Source organism: Flavobacterium sp. (assembly GCF_043778725.1).
GTDB lineage: Bacteria > Bacteroidota > Bacteroidia > Flavobacteriales > Flavobacteriaceae > Flavobacterium.
Genome location: NZ_JAYWFT010000068.1, coordinates 81,083 through 95,516, shown reverse-complemented (window position 1 = coordinate 95,516; position 14,434 = coordinate 81,083). Strand labels below are relative to the sequence as shown.

The window sequence follows — 14,434 nt, the reverse complement described above, 5'->3', positions numbered from 1 at the left end:
AACAAAAAAAATTATGACAGCAACAAAAGGATATGCAGCACAAGATGCCAAGTCTAACTTGACATCTTGGAGTTTTGAACGACGCGAAGTTGGACCGCACGATGTACAATTTGACATTCACTATTGCGGTGTGTGTCACAGTGATTTACATCAAATAAAAAACGATTGGGGTGAAGGAATTTTTCCAATGGTTCCAGGACATGAAATAGTGGGTAAAGTAGTTCAAGTAGGAAGTCACGTTAAGAAATTTAAAGTTGGTGACCTTGCAGGAACAGGTTGCTTGGTAGATTCTTGTAGAACTTGCGAGAATTGCCAAGAAGGATTGGAGCAGTTTTGTTTAAACGGAATGACAGGAACCTACAACAGTTTGGGGCAAGACGGAAAAACGCCAACCTATGGTGGTTATTCTAAAACAATTGTGGTTCATGAAGATTTTGTATTACATGTTTCTGATAAATTACCTTTGGATGCTGTTGCACCGTTGTTGTGTGCCGGCATTACAACGTATTCTCCGTTGCGTCATTGGAAAGTAGGCAAAGGACATAGACTAGCCGTTTTAGGTTTGGGCGGATTGGGTCATATGGCAGTTAAATTTGGCGTATCATTTGGTGCTGAGGTAACCGTTTTAAGTACATCACCAGAAAAAGAAGCCGATGCCAAAAAATTAGGAGCACACAAGTTTGTTGTTACCAAAGACGAAGCGCAAATGAAAGAAGTTGCCGGATATTTTGATTTTATTTTAGATACCGTTTCGGCACCACATGATATAAATGCTTACTTATCATTACTTCGAGTAAATGGTGTTCATATTTGTGTTGGAGTTCCGCCAACGCCTTATCAGTTGCATGCTTTTAGTTTAATTGGCGGAAGACGAAGTTTGGCTGGTTCATTAATAGGTGGTTTGCCAGAAACACAAGAAATGTTAGATTACTGTGCGGAACACAATATTGTTTCTGATATTGAACTGATTGATATTAAGGATATTGATTCGGCATTTGAGAGAATGGTAAAAGGTGATGTTCGTTATAGATTTGTAATTGATATTGCAACATTATAAGAAGTTATAGTTCTAAAATTTTTAAACGACCACAATGGATTTAGTATCTATTGTGGTTTTTTTTATAGGATTAATTTTGGAGTTAAGAAGTATTAAAATTGTAAGTTGATTTATTTTATGCTGTTAATTATGCAATCTTTCTCAATAATACTGTAAAAGATTATTTAGAGTTGGTGTTTAACTTTGTGAATATAGTATCACTTTAAACTAAACGTTATGAAAAAATTATTTTTAGCAATTCTATTTTTTATAGGAGCCACAGTTGCTCAAGCTCAAGAAGAACGACAAGTTGATCGTCAAGATGATCATCAGGATCAAATACAACAAGAACCTCAGGTTCCGACTCAAATAAGTATGGAGCGAAGCGCAAGAGTAGAGGCAAAACGATTGCATGATGAAAAAGTAGCCGAAAAAAGAGCTAAAAGATTAGCAAAAAAAGAAGCTAGAGCTAAATCAAAACAGCCTGCAGTTAAGGATTAACTACTAGCATGCGATGATAGAGGATAGGTTGTTAGAGTTTTTTTAAAAAATTAGGAGTATGTTTTAGTGGTTGTATTTATCTTGCGCTATGGCGAATGCTACTATGCAGGAGACTGTTTGTTAGTATTTTATAGGAAATTTTAATTTTAATTTTTGCCTTTTTGCGGTTTTGTTATTTTAAATTAATTTGTTCCTAACATGATAAGAATTGCAAACACAACTACAATTGCAAAAAGAATTATAGCAGGTAAGAAAACATTTAAAATAGCTTTCCAAATTGAAAATTTTTGAATTTCGGCAACTCCTATAACTAATAATGATAAACTCCATATAGCTAGTGCAAATTGAAAGTATTCGCAAGCATAAAAAATACTATTAGTTAAAATTCCGGTGTCTGTATAATTTTCATCACTCATGAATGGGCGGTTTCCGAAAATTGAAATTTGGATAATTAAAAATACTAAACCCAAAATAGCTGGAATTGTGGCATAAGCAAAAATTCTAAGAACATCATCAGTTTTGGCAAAACCATTAAACCATTTTCCGGTCCAGCTGATTAAAGCCGAATAAAAATAGTAGGTAATCCATCCGAACAAACCTCCAAAAATAATTGTAATAAATAGGATGAATAGTAATGATGAATCATCACCCATTCCTTTTTGGGAAGCTTTATTAAAAGCATTGCTTATACCAGATATTATTAAAAGTATGTGTAAATGTTTATCATATTTATAGGTATTTATAAACTTAAAAGCTCTTTTTGGTGCAGTTATTACTTTTTCTAATACTTTATAACCGTCAATAGTATTTTCTTTATCTACAAATTCTGGAAAGCTATTCATTTCTTTATTTATTTTAATTTACACTTTAAAATTCTCATTATCAATACAAAAGTATTGCCTATTTAATTGTTTTTTATTTAATATTAATGTTCTTGAGGCTAAGATACTTTTTTTTAAAATTGCTAGTTAGTATTTCATGAAAAATTATTGAAGTGACCTTACCTATATTACTCTATAAATGATTTAAATGCTGGATTCTTTTTTCGTACGGTTCCTTACGGTATCCTTACGGTATGTTAGCGGTATCCTTACGGTTAGCTTATTGTATTATTTTCTTAAACTTCTGATTTGTTTTATCTGTACATCTTTTATTTTCACAAACTATAACTGCAAGTTGGTTTACAATAGTTTGTTTAACTTTTCAATAAAATAATTTGATAAAATAGTATTTATCTATAATATCGGTAAGTGATACATCTGTAATCTTTTCATATCGAAGGAATGTTATACTACAATTTAACAAATCAATGTTTTTTTATCATTACCGTCATTTCGTATGTGGTTAAATACTGACTTTGTAATTACATAACCGACTTCAAATTAAGCACAAAACCCGCTATATTGCCGAATGTCTGTTAGTGGTTCGTTTTTTTTGGTCTGTAAATATGGTTTTAAACTAAATTTTCCAGTCCAAATTCAGCCAATTTATCTACAATTGGCATAGTCTTTAATCCTAATTCAGTCAGCCGATATTCCACTTTTGGAGGAATTTCGGGATAGACTTTTTTACTTACCAGTTTATTTTCAACAAGCATATTCAATTCTTGAATCAGCATTTTTTCACTGATGCCAGTAACAGCTCTTTTAAGTTCGCCATATCGCATCACATTTCCATTTATTTGAAACAGTATCATTAATGTCCATTTACCACTTAACAAAGATAACGATGCTCTTACTGGACATCTTTCATCGCAAGCTGGATGTTTTTTTAAGTTTTTTTCCATTGTTATTCAACAATTCTAACCATTAGGTATGTACCTAACTATTAGGTAAGTACTTGTGCAAAAGTAAGTGCTTTTATATCTTTGTACAAGTTTTAGTTAAAAAACAATTAAAATATATAAATAGAGGCATTTTTTAAAATTAAAAATAAAAATAAAAGAGATGAAAATTTTAGTATTTGGAGCTTCAGGCTCACAACAATTTAATGTAATAGGCGAAGCAAAGAAAAAAGGCGCAGATGTAATTGCTGCAACCAGTTCAGAAAAAAGTTTTGAAAAATTAGCTCAAGCAGGAGCGACACCAGTAATGGCGAATTTAAGTGATACAACTAAAATGCTAGAAATCACCAAAGAAATTGATGCAATTGCCTTTATGATACCTGTTTCATTACCAAACCCATTTGACGGATTAGAATATGCAAAAAATGTGATTGATGCTGCTAAAGCGAATGGGGTTAAGAAACTTGTTTGGAATACAAGTGGTTGGTTAGAATCACAAAAAATAGGTTCTCCGGTAGATGATGTGAAATTGGATGTTCTAGATTATTTGAAAAATAGCGGTTTGGATTATGTTATCATCCAACCTACTATTTACATGGAAAATATGATGGGTCCTTTTTGTGCTCCATTTATAACAAACGCGAATAAATTGGCTTACCCTACACCAGAGGCTATGCCAATTGGATGGATTGCCTCTAGAGATGTAAATGCTTTTGTGGTAGAAGCTATTTACAATAGGGAGTTAAAATCTGATGTTTTTAAAATTAGTGGTTTAGACAATTTAAAAGGAAATGATACGGCAGCAGAATTTTCAAAAGGCGTAGCAGTAGAAATTGCCTATTATCCGCAGAAACCACAAGAATTTGGAGAGATATTGAAACCGTTTGTTGGAGAAGCAGGAGCATCAAGTGTTGCGGCTTACTATGAAATGCTTCAAAACGCATCGGAATATCCATCAAAATTCAATCCTAACATGAGTGAAATTTTGAAAAAACTTCCTGTTGAAATGACATCGTTATCTGAATGGGCACGTGAGAATAAGGACTATTTTTTCAAAGCATAAAGCAACGTGAATTTAATTAGATTCGATTCAAAGTTTAATAATTAATATGTACAAAGTAACTTCTAAAATAAAAAATATGGGTAAAGCATTGATAATAATAGACATTCAAAATGATTATTTTGAAAATGGAGCAATGGAATTAGTAGGTTCTTTAGCAGCAAGTGAAAATGCCAAAATTGTCTTGACAAAATTCAGAAATGAAAAGCTGCCAATAGTTCACATACAGCATGTTTCTGTTGCACAAGGTTCTCTGTTTTTTTTACCAGAAAGTAAAGGGCAAGAAATTCATGAAAATGTGAAACCACTTTCTGGTGAAAAAGTAATTACAAAATACTATCCAAACAGTTTTAGAGCGACTGAACTTTTAGATTACTTAAAATCTAAAAATATTACAGAACTTGTATTTGTAGGTATGATGACGCATATGTGTGTTGACGCTACTGTTAGAGCGGCAAAAGATTTTGATTTTGAATGTACAGTAATTGGTGATGCTTGTGCCTCAAGAGATTTAGAAATTAAGGGTACTTCGGTAAAAGCAGCAGATGTTCACAACGCATTTTTAAGTGCTTTATCATTTTTTTACGCTGATATAAAAAACACAAAAGATTTTTCTTAATCGTTATAATTAGACAACAATTTAAAATTCAATAATATGACAACAATAGAAGTAGTTGCGGCTTACTCAAAAGCCCTTTCGCAAGGAGATATTCCTAAAGCATTTTCGCATTTTAGTCCTGAAGCAAAATGGCACCAACCTGGAAACCATCAGTTTTCTGGTACAAAAATTGGACTTGAAGCAATTGGCAAAATGCTTGGCGATATGATGGGTGCTACACAAGGTTCATTGGTAATAAATCCGACAGGTGCTTTACTGTCTAACGGAAGTTTAGTTTCTTTTCCTGTACATTTCAGTGGTAAAATTGGAGGCAAAACAGTTAGTATGAATGGTGTTGATTTGTTTGAAGTGGTTGATAATAAAATAGTACAAGTTTGGTTGTTTTCAGAAGATCAAGTTGCCGAAGACGAATTTTGGAATTAATTTTGGTACTCAGTCTAAGTTGCTTTTAGTTAATTTCATTAAAGACACATTGATTTTACAATTAAGAGAGTTGAAAAAACATTGAGTCTTTTTTATTAGTAATTGTTTATTTACGATATAGTGCTAATTGTTAGTGCTTTGTTTGCGGCATGACTGTTATCTGTTTATAAAAAATGTATCGAGAACTCGTTTAAGATAAAGATTTCGTTTTAAAAGTTCTCGATACAATTTTATGTTTCAAAAACTAGCGTTTTTAAAACATAAAATCACTCGAAGTGACGGTAGGGTAAATTTGCGTCAAGCTTTCTTAAAAAAATGTATCGAGAACTTGTCTAAGATAAAGCTTTCGTTTCAATAGTTCTCGATACAATTTTATGTTTCAAAAACTAGCGTTTTTAAAACATAAAATTACTCGAAGTGACGTTAGGGTAAATTTGCGTCAAGCTTTCTTATAAAAAATGTATCGAGAAATTGTCTAAGATATAACTAACAAAAATTAATCAATAGCTATACTATCAATAGCTTTTTCCAGAGCATGTTCCATTAATCCAGGAATTTTTAAACCTTCAGCTTTATATACAGTTATATCAGTCATTCCTAAAAATCCAAAAAAGGCTTTAAGATAAGGAGCAACAAAATCATTGTCCTTGCCATGATCGTCAGAATACACACCGCCAGAAGTCATGGCAACATATACTTTTTTACCTTTTAACAATCCAATTGTACCATTTTCACCATATCCGAAGGTAATTCCGGCTCTTGTAATATGATCAATCCATGCCTTTAATTGGGTTGGAATTGTAAAATTATATAATGGAGCTCCAATAACAATAATATCATTGGCTAATAATTGTTTTACCAGCTCATTTGACAGCTTTGCTAATTGCTTATGCTCTTCTGTTAGTTGCTCATTAGGAATAAAAAAAGATTGCAGTACTCGTGGTGTCAAGTGTGGAATTTGAGTCTCTACTAGATCCAGCACCTCTAGTTTGTGTTCTGGATTTTTTTGTTTGATTTTTTCTACGATAGCTTGACTCAATTTTATACTGTAGGATTGATTTCCCATCAAGCTCGAATTAATTTGAAGAATGTTTTTCATAGCATTATGCGTTTAATTTTATGTATAATTTGTTTGACAAAGTTATCATAAACCACTATATTAAAGTGAGTACTTACCCAAAGGAAAGCGCTTACTTTTTAGAAAGTGCTTATCTTTGTACCTATGAAAACAGAAGAAATTAATAGCATTCCAACCCAACAAGAATGTAAAGCTTCACTAAAAAACATCATTGATGCTATGTATGTACTAAGCGGAAAATGGAAACTGCCTATTGTACTTAGTTTGATGCACTCTACCAAGCGATTTAACGAAATCCAAAAAGAAGTAATTGGAATATCTCCAAAAGTGTTGGCTAATGAGTTGAGAGATTTAGAAGCCAATTTCCTTATTTCAAGGCATGTTGATACCGCAACGCCAGTTGTCATTACCTATGGAGCAACTGACTACAGCCAAACCTTAAAAAATGTATTGCCTGAGTTGAGTGCTTGGGGAAAACAACATCGTGAAAAAATTAAAGAAAGCATGAAGAAGTAGGAGGTACTGGTTTTTACTTGTGCCTTTTGCATGATTTTGACGGCAAGGGTTTTGTTAAGTGTATGCCGTTGGAGTAACTTTTAATTGACTAGTCCTAAATAATCTGTGTAGTTTATTTAGGACTAGTCCTATCATTTATTGGTTCTTTTTTATTTTTCCAAAGTGGATTTTATCAAATTTCCCCATTAATTCGAATGCATCATTTTTGTTTGTAATCCATTCTGATGTAGAATATTTAAATCCATAAACCACTCTTTTATCATAGTCATTATTGTTGAATACTATTTCCAGAAAATCACCAACTTTAAAATTTATTGGGATATCAAACGGATCTGTTTCATTAATTCTATTTTTAAGAACGGTATAGTTTTTTTTATAGTTAGGCTCAATCCATTCAGAAGGCAGCATTACTTCTCCAACAATTATTATATTTTTGGCTTTATTTCTTCTATATACAGCCCAATAGTTTTGTAAACTATCTGTTGATTTAACTTTACACGTACAGAATTTTATGGTATTGGAAATTTGGCACATGATTAAATTATTTTTACTATCATGTCATTAATTTAAGAATTTTACATTCCAATTCAATAACGCAACATCATTTTCACCACTACGTCACTTCGAGTGTTTTTTCTAAAATTGCATTTAGCTATTTTAGAAAAAATGTATCGAGAAGTTTTGAAAACGATAGTCGAAAAATCTTGTAGTTACTAGGAATCTCGATCCAAATTTCTCAAACGCTTAGTTTCTATGTGGTATTGATTTTTTAATTTTCAAAATATTGTTTCATTTTTAATACGTTATGTTTAAAATTATTACATGAAATTTCTAACCTTATGAGATACATTTCTTGTAATAGCGAAAATTTTATCGTGTAAAACTTTATAGTCTATAATTAGGTTAGAAATATCATTTGCATTAGAACATAAAAATAGTATTCTTGATGTACCATTTATTTCTTTTGAAAATTTAGCTTCGTATCTATATATTAAATCATTTAATGAAATTGAAGCTATTTTCTTTTCTAATAAATCTTGACTATATAAACCCCATTTGAATCTCAATTCAAAACCATCTCTAATCATGACGTCTGAAAAAGGAAATAATGATTCACAATAAACATAACTCGCTGTATTATTAATTGCACAATTTCTATAAGATTTTATAAAAAACTCATTTATTAATTTTATTTCCTCCTCTTTTAAAGGAAATATTGAACCTGTTTGAACATTTGACTTAACTAATTTTGAAGATTTTATTATAGAAGATGTTTCTTCAATTACATCTTTAAACATTGCTAAATCATCATTTTTTTTAATCAAAACTCCCATTTCTCTGTTGTGCTTTTCTGAAAACTCATACAAGTTCATTGAAGTTATTACCATTGTTTTTTCGTTAAAATAACATTTAGCATGTAGATTTTGATAAAAATACAATTTCAAATTTTCAATACTATTTAATTGTTCTTTTTCAAATGGTTTTAATTCGTCTTTTCCATAAATTAAAATTATTTGTACACCTTTTTCTGAGGCGTTGTGCAAGCGTTCTATAAGAACTTTACTAATTTGAACAAAAGGAGAAATTAAGACTAATTTCTTTTTTGCTTCTTTAATTATTGATTCAACTTGATAACTTACACCTGATGTTGTTAAAAATTCTGCCATATATTTATATTCTATATTTTACAAACTTACATTTTCTTTTACAAATTTGGAAACAGTTAATCTATGTACTCCTAATATTCTCCCTATAGCACTAATAGAAACGTTTTTACTTAACAAATTCGTTATTTTCTTTTCGTGTCCAGTAAGTTTCGTTTTTGCAGATTTACTGCCAATTGGTCTTCCTAGAATTACTCCTTCTGCTTTTTTTCTGGCTAATGCTTCTTTGGTTCTTTGAGAAATTAAATTTCGCTCTATTTCTGCCGATAGACCAAAAGCAAATGCTAACACTTTTGAACTAATATCATTTCCAAGACGATAATTGTCTTTGATTGTCCAAACTTGTATTTCGTTTTGCATACATTGGTTTAGTATTCCCATAATCATAAGAAGACTTCTACCTAAACGAGAAAGTTCGCTACAAATTAGCACATCTTCTTTTTTCATTTTATTGAGTAGCTTACCTAATTTTCTGTTTTCTACTTCTTTTGTTCCTGAAATGGTTTCTTCAATCCATTTGTCAACACTAATTTCTTGTTTTTTACAAAATTCGCTAATTTCATAACGCTGGTTTTCTACCGTTTGTCTGTCTGTGCTTACTCTGATGTAACCGTATATCATAATTGTATAATTTAAGTTTAAAATATACCGTTTTTATATACTAAAAAACAAAATTAAAATGCGACAATTTATGTATATTAATAATACACCTTTAATATGGTGGTTTTTTTTCGATTGTTATTGGAAATCCACCTTATGTTAAAGTTCAAAATATTCCTAAAAATCAAACAGATTATTTTAAAAAAACATTCGAATCAGCTAATGGGAAATACGATATTTATGTTTTATTTATAGAAAATTCTATTAAAAATATAATTCAAGAAGATGGTCAAGTTGTATTTATAAATCCTCACAGATTTATGATAGCTGAATATGGATTTGGATTAAGAAATTATTTAATCAATAAAAAAGCAATTAGTAAGATATTAGTTTTTGGTGTCGAACAAGTTTTTGATGCTGCAACAACCTATACAGGTATCTTTTTCTTTGCTAAAAACTCAAAAAATATTAGTTACTGTGAAGCCAGTAATTTGGAACTAAATAATTTGAATTTTGATAGTTATGAATTTTCGAAAATTGGACTAGTTTGGTCATTTAAAAATGAGAACAACACTAATTTATTAGATAAATTGACTAAACACAAACTCGTTAAAAATATTTTTAAAGGGATTTTTCAAGGATTAATTTCAATGGGAGATGATATTCAAATGTTAGAAGGAAAGATTATAGATGATAAATTTATTGGATTTTCAAAAAGACTTCAAAAAAATATAGAAATTGAAAGCTCACTAATGAAACCTATTTTAAAAGGTGAAAATATTCAGCGTTATTCAGAATTAAAAACAAATGTTTACGTATTTTATCCACACATTGAAAACGAAAAAAACAAGACAATACCAATAGATGAAGTTAGTCTAAAAAAGAAATTTCCGTTAGGTTATAATTACATTTTAAACTTTAAAGATGAACTAGAAGAAAAAAAAGTAAAATATAAAACAAATTCTAAACACTGGTATTCGCTTCATAGATCAAGAGAATTATTTTTGTTTAATTCCGATAAAATAATAACCCCACAATTACAAAATAAATCAAGTTTTACAATTGATGAAAAATCATTTTTTCCAGATGCAGGTGGTTATATGTTGATTAAAAAGGAAAATGATTTAATTGATTTGAAAGTATATTTGGCGATTTTTAATAGTAACTTGTTTTATTACTTTATCAAGCAAACTAGTACACCATACAACAATAACTATTATTATTTTAAGACAAATTATATTCAACCTTTTTCAATTCCTGAAATTGATAAAGAGTTTCAAAATTCAGCTATAACTCTTGTTGATAAAATTATAACACTTAAAAAATTAAATGAAAATGTAGAAGAACTAGAAAATGAAATTAATAAATTGGTTTGCGATTTGTATAATCTTACGGAAGATGAAATTTTAATTATTAATGAATGAAATTATTATAATCTTCTTTTGTTAATGCGAAATCATAGTCAATGATTATAACTTCATCATAAGTTAATTCATAGAGCTTATATACAATCAAGTCAATTTTGTTTTCAATTTCTATTGTTGAAATATTTTGATTTTTTAAAATATGTATTTGTTTTACTAACTCAGTAATTTGAATTTGGTCTTTTACTTCATATTTTATTATTGGAAAAATTTCGAGTTCATTTATTTTAAACTGTGGAAAAATACCTCTCTGCATTTTTCCAAATTTGTAAACAAACCAAAATGAAATTAATTTTGAATTTAAAATCCCTAATACAAATTCTTGAGAATAATTCTTAAAATCAACTATATTCATCGAGTTCCTATCATTCAACATTGTATTTTCAATTAAACAGGCATTAATGCAAAAAGGAAATTTAGATGGTATTTGCCTAACCAATATTCGCTTTGATGTATAGATAGAGAAATCTTTTCTAGGTGAGGCTAAATTATTACCATATTTCAAAAATTCTCCTGACCAATTTGTTGCATATCTACAAACATCTGAACCATTTAAATACTTAAAATAATTTTCATCGATCTTTGAAAGCGAGTGATAAATTCTATTATCTTTCATTTCAGAAGTTTGAACTGGAATTCCTTTACCTACTTCATAAGCTTGAAGTCCAGCTTTTACATTCGCAATCTCTTTTAATTGTATAGCTTTAAGTTCAATTTTATCAAGGATTTCAAAGAAAATTATATTCTTGAAACTATCAATATTAATTATAAAATCTGTTTTGTTTAGAAAATATTCAACTGACTTAGTTGTGATTAAATTAAAATGGTCAACATATTCATAGAGTGATATTATATCTGAACTACCATTTTTAGCGTAAATAATTATGCTACTATCAACACTTGCACTTTCAAAAACTTGACTTAAAAAATTTACGATTTTAACTGATTTTTTTTGAAGTATGAACCTTCTTAATTCTTTATTGGTGTTAATTGTAAGCCAGTTATTTGGAACTATATAAGACAGAACACCATTACTTTCTAAAAGACAATTAGCTTTTTCAATAAATATAGAATAAAGGTTTATTTGATACTTTGCTAATTTAAAATTCTGAATAAAATATTTTTTTTCTTTTGCACTAAAACTTTTATTCCTAGCAAAAACATAAGGTGGATTTCCAATAACAATCGAAAAAAAACCACCGTTTATTTTAGGCAGTCCAAACATCCATTCTGTGTCATAAAATGGAGAAGACGCATTTTGGTCATAAGGATCCCAATTTGAAAGTAGCCTTGCGGTATCATTTCCAAATTCGGGTACTAATAATTCACTTATTTTTTCACGAAGTATTTTGTCTTGTTCACGAAGTTCTCTTTTAATACTTGGTGTTTTTATGCTAAATAATTTATGTCGTATTTTTTTTAGTTCATTTTCTAGTCTTTGAACTTCTCGATTGTCAAACAACGAACCTGTAAATTGTCCTTTCTGCGGTTTTTCAATTCCAATTAGCGTATTGGCTGCAACAAATTTTGCTTCCAGATTTGGTAGTGGTCTAATACCAAAATTTTCTTTCGCAGCATCTACTTTTTGGTCTACTACAAGAGAAATAAAGAAACGAAGTTTCGATATTTGTGTAGCTATTGGTTGAATATCAACTCCGTATATGCAGTTTTCAATTAGATAGAGTTTTCTTCCATAATCTAATTCATTATTGGCAAAAGAGTTTTCAATATCATCAATTTGCAAATTTAATTCTTTGATACTTTTTTCTTTGAAATTAGTATCATCCATAAGTTCTAATTCTTCAATAGCGTTGTTAACACGATCTATTTGACGTTGTTTCCACTCGGTATTGTTAGGGTCAATTTTATGAAGAATATGTACCATTTTCTGTAAAATCCCCATTGGATAAGCTCCTGAACCACAGGCAGGATCTAAAATTGTGCATTTGTCTAAAGCTTGAATAATTTTCTTTTGAACTTCTGGATATTCTGCAAATGGATTTATATCACTAAATGAAACCAATTCGTGTAGTAATTCATCTAATTCATTCTCTCTATTTTTAAAAGGACTTTCGTCAATTTTAGATTCTAATGACAACTGGCTTTTCTTTGTTTCGTTTCCAAATAAAGCAATCTGTTTTTTACCTAGTTCTACAATTCCTGCCTCTTCGTGTAATAATTTATTTTTAAGGTATGCTATTAAACTTTCCTCAACCATATAATTAACTATCTCTCTTGGCGTGTAGAATGAACCTGTTTGTTTACGAGCAGTTGTTTTGGTTTCTGGATTGTAACTAGCTAAAAGATTTTCAAATACTTTTCCTAATAATTCTGGATCAAGTGCTACATCTTCATCAATTGGCGTGTTTTCGGTAATTGTGAATTTATATGATTTAAGGATTGCAATTAATCCTCTTGTTTTGGCGTTTTTATATAATTTATTTGTACTTCCATAATCGGTGCTCAAATCTACTTCTTCATCGGCATCAAAAAATAAAAAATCTGGAACAATAAGTCCATTGTCTTCTCTGTCTGAAAAGCCATCGATATAAATAATTTTATCACCACCTTTGGGACTTTTTAATTCAGGATGTGGTTTGTCTAGACATTCAAAAAGACCACCGTTCATAAATGGAACTGTACTTTCCATCAAATCTTTAAAATATTCAGGTTCTTTCAAATAAGACTTATACCTCATCAATTGAGTTGCATTTTGATGCTTCCCATCAATACGAAATGACCTATCTCCTCTTTGCTGGTTTAGTGTTGCAAAAAATAAATTTTGAAGTATGGCACGATAGTATTTGCTATTGTGTTTTCCTTGTGCAAAAACTCCGTGTGGCTTTTGTGGCGTAAAGTCGTCTATAAATCTTTTTGCAATTATTTTTTCGTCAAATAATTCTTCTGGAATAAGATTTTTTTCTTTGATAAACCAAATAAACAATATTCTAGTCAAAAGTCGAATTACATTTTTACCTTTGTGTTCCTTTACTGCTTCTTCGTAATTTTCAACATTAGAAAAATCAATTTGCAAAGGTTCATTTGGAAATTGAACTTCTTTTATAGCCCAAAAATACCAATGAGATAGTTCTTTGTAAAACTCCTTGTTAAGCAATGAAACACTTAATACTTCTTGCCAATATTTGTAAAGTGTTTCAAAATTTACAACTGCATTTTTACCACTTATTGTAATGGCTAAATTGTTTAAAATACGTTCGTGTCCAGAGTGAACGTTGTTGAAATCAATATCTCTTAACAAAGAAACTTTACCAACTTTTTCACCTTCACGCCATTGTTGTTTGAATTGTGTTCTTTCGCTGTTAGCAAATGCAATATGATTACCATATTTAAAAACAATTGTGATAGGTGTGTGTTTGAAAGTTCTACTAAAAGCACGTGTAATATCGGCTAATTGTGCTCTTGTAGGCAATAAGTTATTTTCTCTTGGATGTAATGTAATTCCGAAAAGTAGAATGCCATCATAATCGGCTTTTAGAGATTTTACCTCTGAAAGATTTTTAAACGTTTCATTTTGCTCAAAAACAGCATCATCAACGATGCCATAAACATAGACTTCGTTAATGTTTGTATTAACTGTGTTCTCGCCTATAATATCAATCGCAGTTGCTGGAGCAGTTGTAATTTCATTTACTGGTACATTCAATTTTTTAAAAAATGATTGTACTGCTTCTATAAATGGTTTGTCTTTAAAATCTTGTAGTAAGTTCAT

At 30.0% G+C, this 14,434-nt stretch carries 14 protein-coding genes; 7 read left to right on the top strand and 7 right to left on the bottom strand.

Annotation, left to right across the window (positions count from 1 at the left end):
• Nucleotides 1-13: 13 nt before the first annotated feature.
• Nucleotides 14-1,057 carry an NAD(P)-dependent alcohol dehydrogenase gene (locus tag ACH2CG_RS06100; protein ID WP_395063238.1) on the top strand — a complete coding sequence of 348 codons (1,044 nt, stop codon included), beginning with the start codon at nucleotides 14-16 and terminating at the stop codon, nucleotides 1,055-1,057.
• A 216-nt stretch (nucleotides 1,058-1,273) separates the two neighbouring features.
• Nucleotides 1,274-1,537, top strand: a complete 264-nt coding sequence (locus ACH2CG_RS06095) for a hypothetical protein (RefSeq protein ID WP_395063236.1) — start codon at nucleotides 1,274-1,276, stop codon at nucleotides 1,535-1,537.
• 182 nt (nucleotides 1,538-1,719) lie between these two features.
• On the opposite strand, the gene ACH2CG_RS06090 is transcribed toward ACH2CG_RS06095, so the two are convergent.
• Nucleotides 1,720-2,379, bottom strand: coding sequence for a YIP1 family protein (locus tag ACH2CG_RS06090; protein ID WP_395063234.1), 660 nt, complete (start codon nucleotides 2,377-2,379; stop codon nucleotides 1,720-1,722).
• Between the two features lie 611 nt (nucleotides 2,380-2,990).
• Nucleotides 2,991-3,323, bottom strand: coding sequence for a winged helix-turn-helix transcriptional regulator (locus ACH2CG_RS06085; RefSeq protein ID WP_395063232.1), 333 nt, complete (start codon nucleotides 3,321-3,323; stop codon nucleotides 2,991-2,993).
• A gap of 160 nt (nucleotides 3,324-3,483) precedes the next feature.
• Between ACH2CG_RS06085 and ACH2CG_RS06080 the strand changes: the two genes are divergently transcribed.
• The 3 genes from ACH2CG_RS06080 to ACH2CG_RS06070 are packed head-to-tail and all read left to right on the top strand — an operon-like array spanning nucleotide 3,484 to nucleotide 5,422.
• Entirely contained in the window at nucleotides 3,484-4,383 is a 900-nt protein-coding gene (locus ACH2CG_RS06080) for an SDR family oxidoreductase (RefSeq protein ID WP_395063230.1), read from the top strand.
• Between the two features lie 46 nt (nucleotides 4,384-4,429).
• The gene (locus ACH2CG_RS06075; protein WP_395063228.1) at nucleotides 4,430-4,999 is read left to right on the top strand and encodes a cysteine hydrolase family protein; all 570 of its coding nucleotides are present in this window, start codon (nucleotides 4,430-4,432) and stop codon (nucleotides 4,997-4,999) included.
• Nucleotides 5,000-5,035: 36 nt separating this feature from the next.
• Nucleotides 5,036-5,422 (top strand): nuclear transport factor 2 family protein, encoded by a 387-nt coding sequence (locus ACH2CG_RS06070; protein WP_395063226.1) that lies wholly within the window; start codon nucleotides 5,036-5,038, stop codon nucleotides 5,420-5,422.
• A 496-nt stretch (nucleotides 5,423-5,918) separates the two neighbouring features.
• On the opposite strand, the gene ACH2CG_RS06065 is transcribed toward ACH2CG_RS06070, so the two are convergent.
• Nucleotides 5,919-6,521, bottom strand: a complete 603-nt coding sequence (locus tag ACH2CG_RS06065) for an FMN-dependent NADH-azoreductase (protein WP_395063224.1) — start codon at nucleotides 6,519-6,521, stop codon at nucleotides 5,919-5,921.
• Between the two features lie 123 nt (nucleotides 6,522-6,644).
• Here ACH2CG_RS06065 and ACH2CG_RS06060 point away from each other — a divergent pair, with 123 nt between their 5' ends.
• The gene (locus ACH2CG_RS06060) at nucleotides 6,645-7,016 is read left to right on the top strand and encodes a winged helix-turn-helix transcriptional regulator (RefSeq protein ID WP_395063222.1); all 372 of its coding nucleotides are present in this window, start codon (nucleotides 6,645-6,647) and stop codon (nucleotides 7,014-7,016) included.
• Between the two features lie 135 nt (nucleotides 7,017-7,151).
• On the opposite strand, the gene ACH2CG_RS06055 is transcribed toward ACH2CG_RS06060, so the two are convergent.
• The 3 genes from ACH2CG_RS06055 to ACH2CG_RS06045 form a co-directional block, all read right to left on the bottom strand.
• On the bottom strand, nucleotides 7,152-7,550 hold the full coding sequence (locus ACH2CG_RS06055; RefSeq protein ID WP_395063220.1) for a hypothetical protein: 399 nt from the start codon (nucleotides 7,548-7,550) through the stop codon (nucleotides 7,152-7,154).
• A gap of 284 nt (nucleotides 7,551-7,834) precedes the next feature.
• Complete coding sequence (locus tag ACH2CG_RS06050; protein ID WP_395063218.1) at nucleotides 7,835-8,683, bottom strand: phospholipase D family protein; 849 nt, start codon at nucleotides 8,681-8,683, stop codon at nucleotides 7,835-7,837.
• Between the two features lie 18 nt (nucleotides 8,684-8,701).
• Nucleotides 8,702-9,301 carry a master DNA invertase Mpi family serine-type recombinase gene (locus ACH2CG_RS06045; protein ID WP_395063216.1) on the bottom strand — a complete coding sequence of 200 codons (600 nt, stop codon included), beginning with the start codon at nucleotides 9,299-9,301 and terminating at the stop codon, nucleotides 8,702-8,704.
• Nucleotides 9,302-9,414: 113 nt separating this feature from the next.
• Here ACH2CG_RS06045 and ACH2CG_RS06040 point away from each other — a divergent pair, with 113 nt between their 5' ends.
• Nucleotides 9,415-10,704 (top strand): Eco57I restriction-modification methylase domain-containing protein, encoded by a 1,290-nt coding sequence (locus ACH2CG_RS06040; RefSeq protein ID WP_395063278.1) that lies wholly within the window; start codon nucleotides 9,415-9,417, stop codon nucleotides 10,702-10,704.
• Here ACH2CG_RS06040 and ACH2CG_RS06035 read toward each other — a convergent pair.
• Nucleotides 10,694-14,434, bottom strand: coding sequence for an Eco57I restriction-modification methylase domain-containing protein (locus ACH2CG_RS06035; RefSeq protein WP_395063214.1), 3,741 nt, complete (start codon nucleotides 14,432-14,434; stop codon nucleotides 10,694-10,696). The genes ACH2CG_RS06040 and ACH2CG_RS06035 overlap by 11 nt on opposite strands.

Bases quoted from the DNA above. Each gene is read 5' to 3' on its own strand.
- ACH2CG_RS06085 (WP_395063232.1), bottom strand. From the start codon at position 3,323: ATGGAAAAAAACTTAAAAAAACATCCAGCTTGCGATGAAAGATGTCCA.
- ACH2CG_RS06065 (WP_395063224.1), bottom strand. From the start codon at position 6,521: ATGAAAAACATTCTTCAAATTAATTCGAGCTTGATGGGAAATCAATCC.
- ACH2CG_RS06075 (WP_395063228.1), top strand. From the start codon at position 4,430: ATGTACAAAGTAACTTCTAAAATAAAAAATATGGGTAAAGCATTGATA.
- ACH2CG_RS06045 (WP_395063216.1), bottom strand. From the start codon at position 9,301: ATGATATACGGTTACATCAGAGTAAGCACAGACAGACAAACGGTAGAA.
- ACH2CG_RS06035 (WP_395063214.1), bottom strand. From the start codon at position 14,434: ATGAACTTACTACAAGATTTTAAAGACAAACCATTTATAGAAGCAGTA.
- ACH2CG_RS06060 (WP_395063222.1), top strand. From the start codon at position 6,645: ATGAAAACAGAAGAAATTAATAGCATTCCAACCCAACAAGAATGTAAA.
- ACH2CG_RS06095 (WP_395063236.1), top strand. From the start codon at position 1,274: ATGAAAAAATTATTTTTAGCAATTCTATTTTTTATAGGAGCCACAGTT.
- ACH2CG_RS06070 (WP_395063226.1), top strand. From the start codon at position 5,036: ATGACAACAATAGAAGTAGTTGCGGCTTACTCAAAAGCCCTTTCGCAA.
- ACH2CG_RS06100 (WP_395063238.1), top strand. From the start codon at position 14: ATGACAGCAACAAAAGGATATGCAGCACAAGATGCCAAGTCTAACTTG.
- ACH2CG_RS06055 (WP_395063220.1), bottom strand. From the start codon at position 7,550: ATGTGCCAAATTTCCAATACCATAAAATTCTGTACGTGTAAAGTTAAA.
- ACH2CG_RS06090 (WP_395063234.1), bottom strand. From the start codon at position 2,379: ATGAATAGCTTTCCAGAATTTGTAGATAAAGAAAATACTATTGACGGT.
- ACH2CG_RS06050 (WP_395063218.1), bottom strand. From the start codon at position 8,683: ATGGCAGAATTTTTAACAACATCAGGTGTAAGTTATCAAGTTGAATCA.
- ACH2CG_RS06080 (WP_395063230.1), top strand. From the start codon at position 3,484: ATGAAAATTTTAGTATTTGGAGCTTCAGGCTCACAACAATTTAATGTA.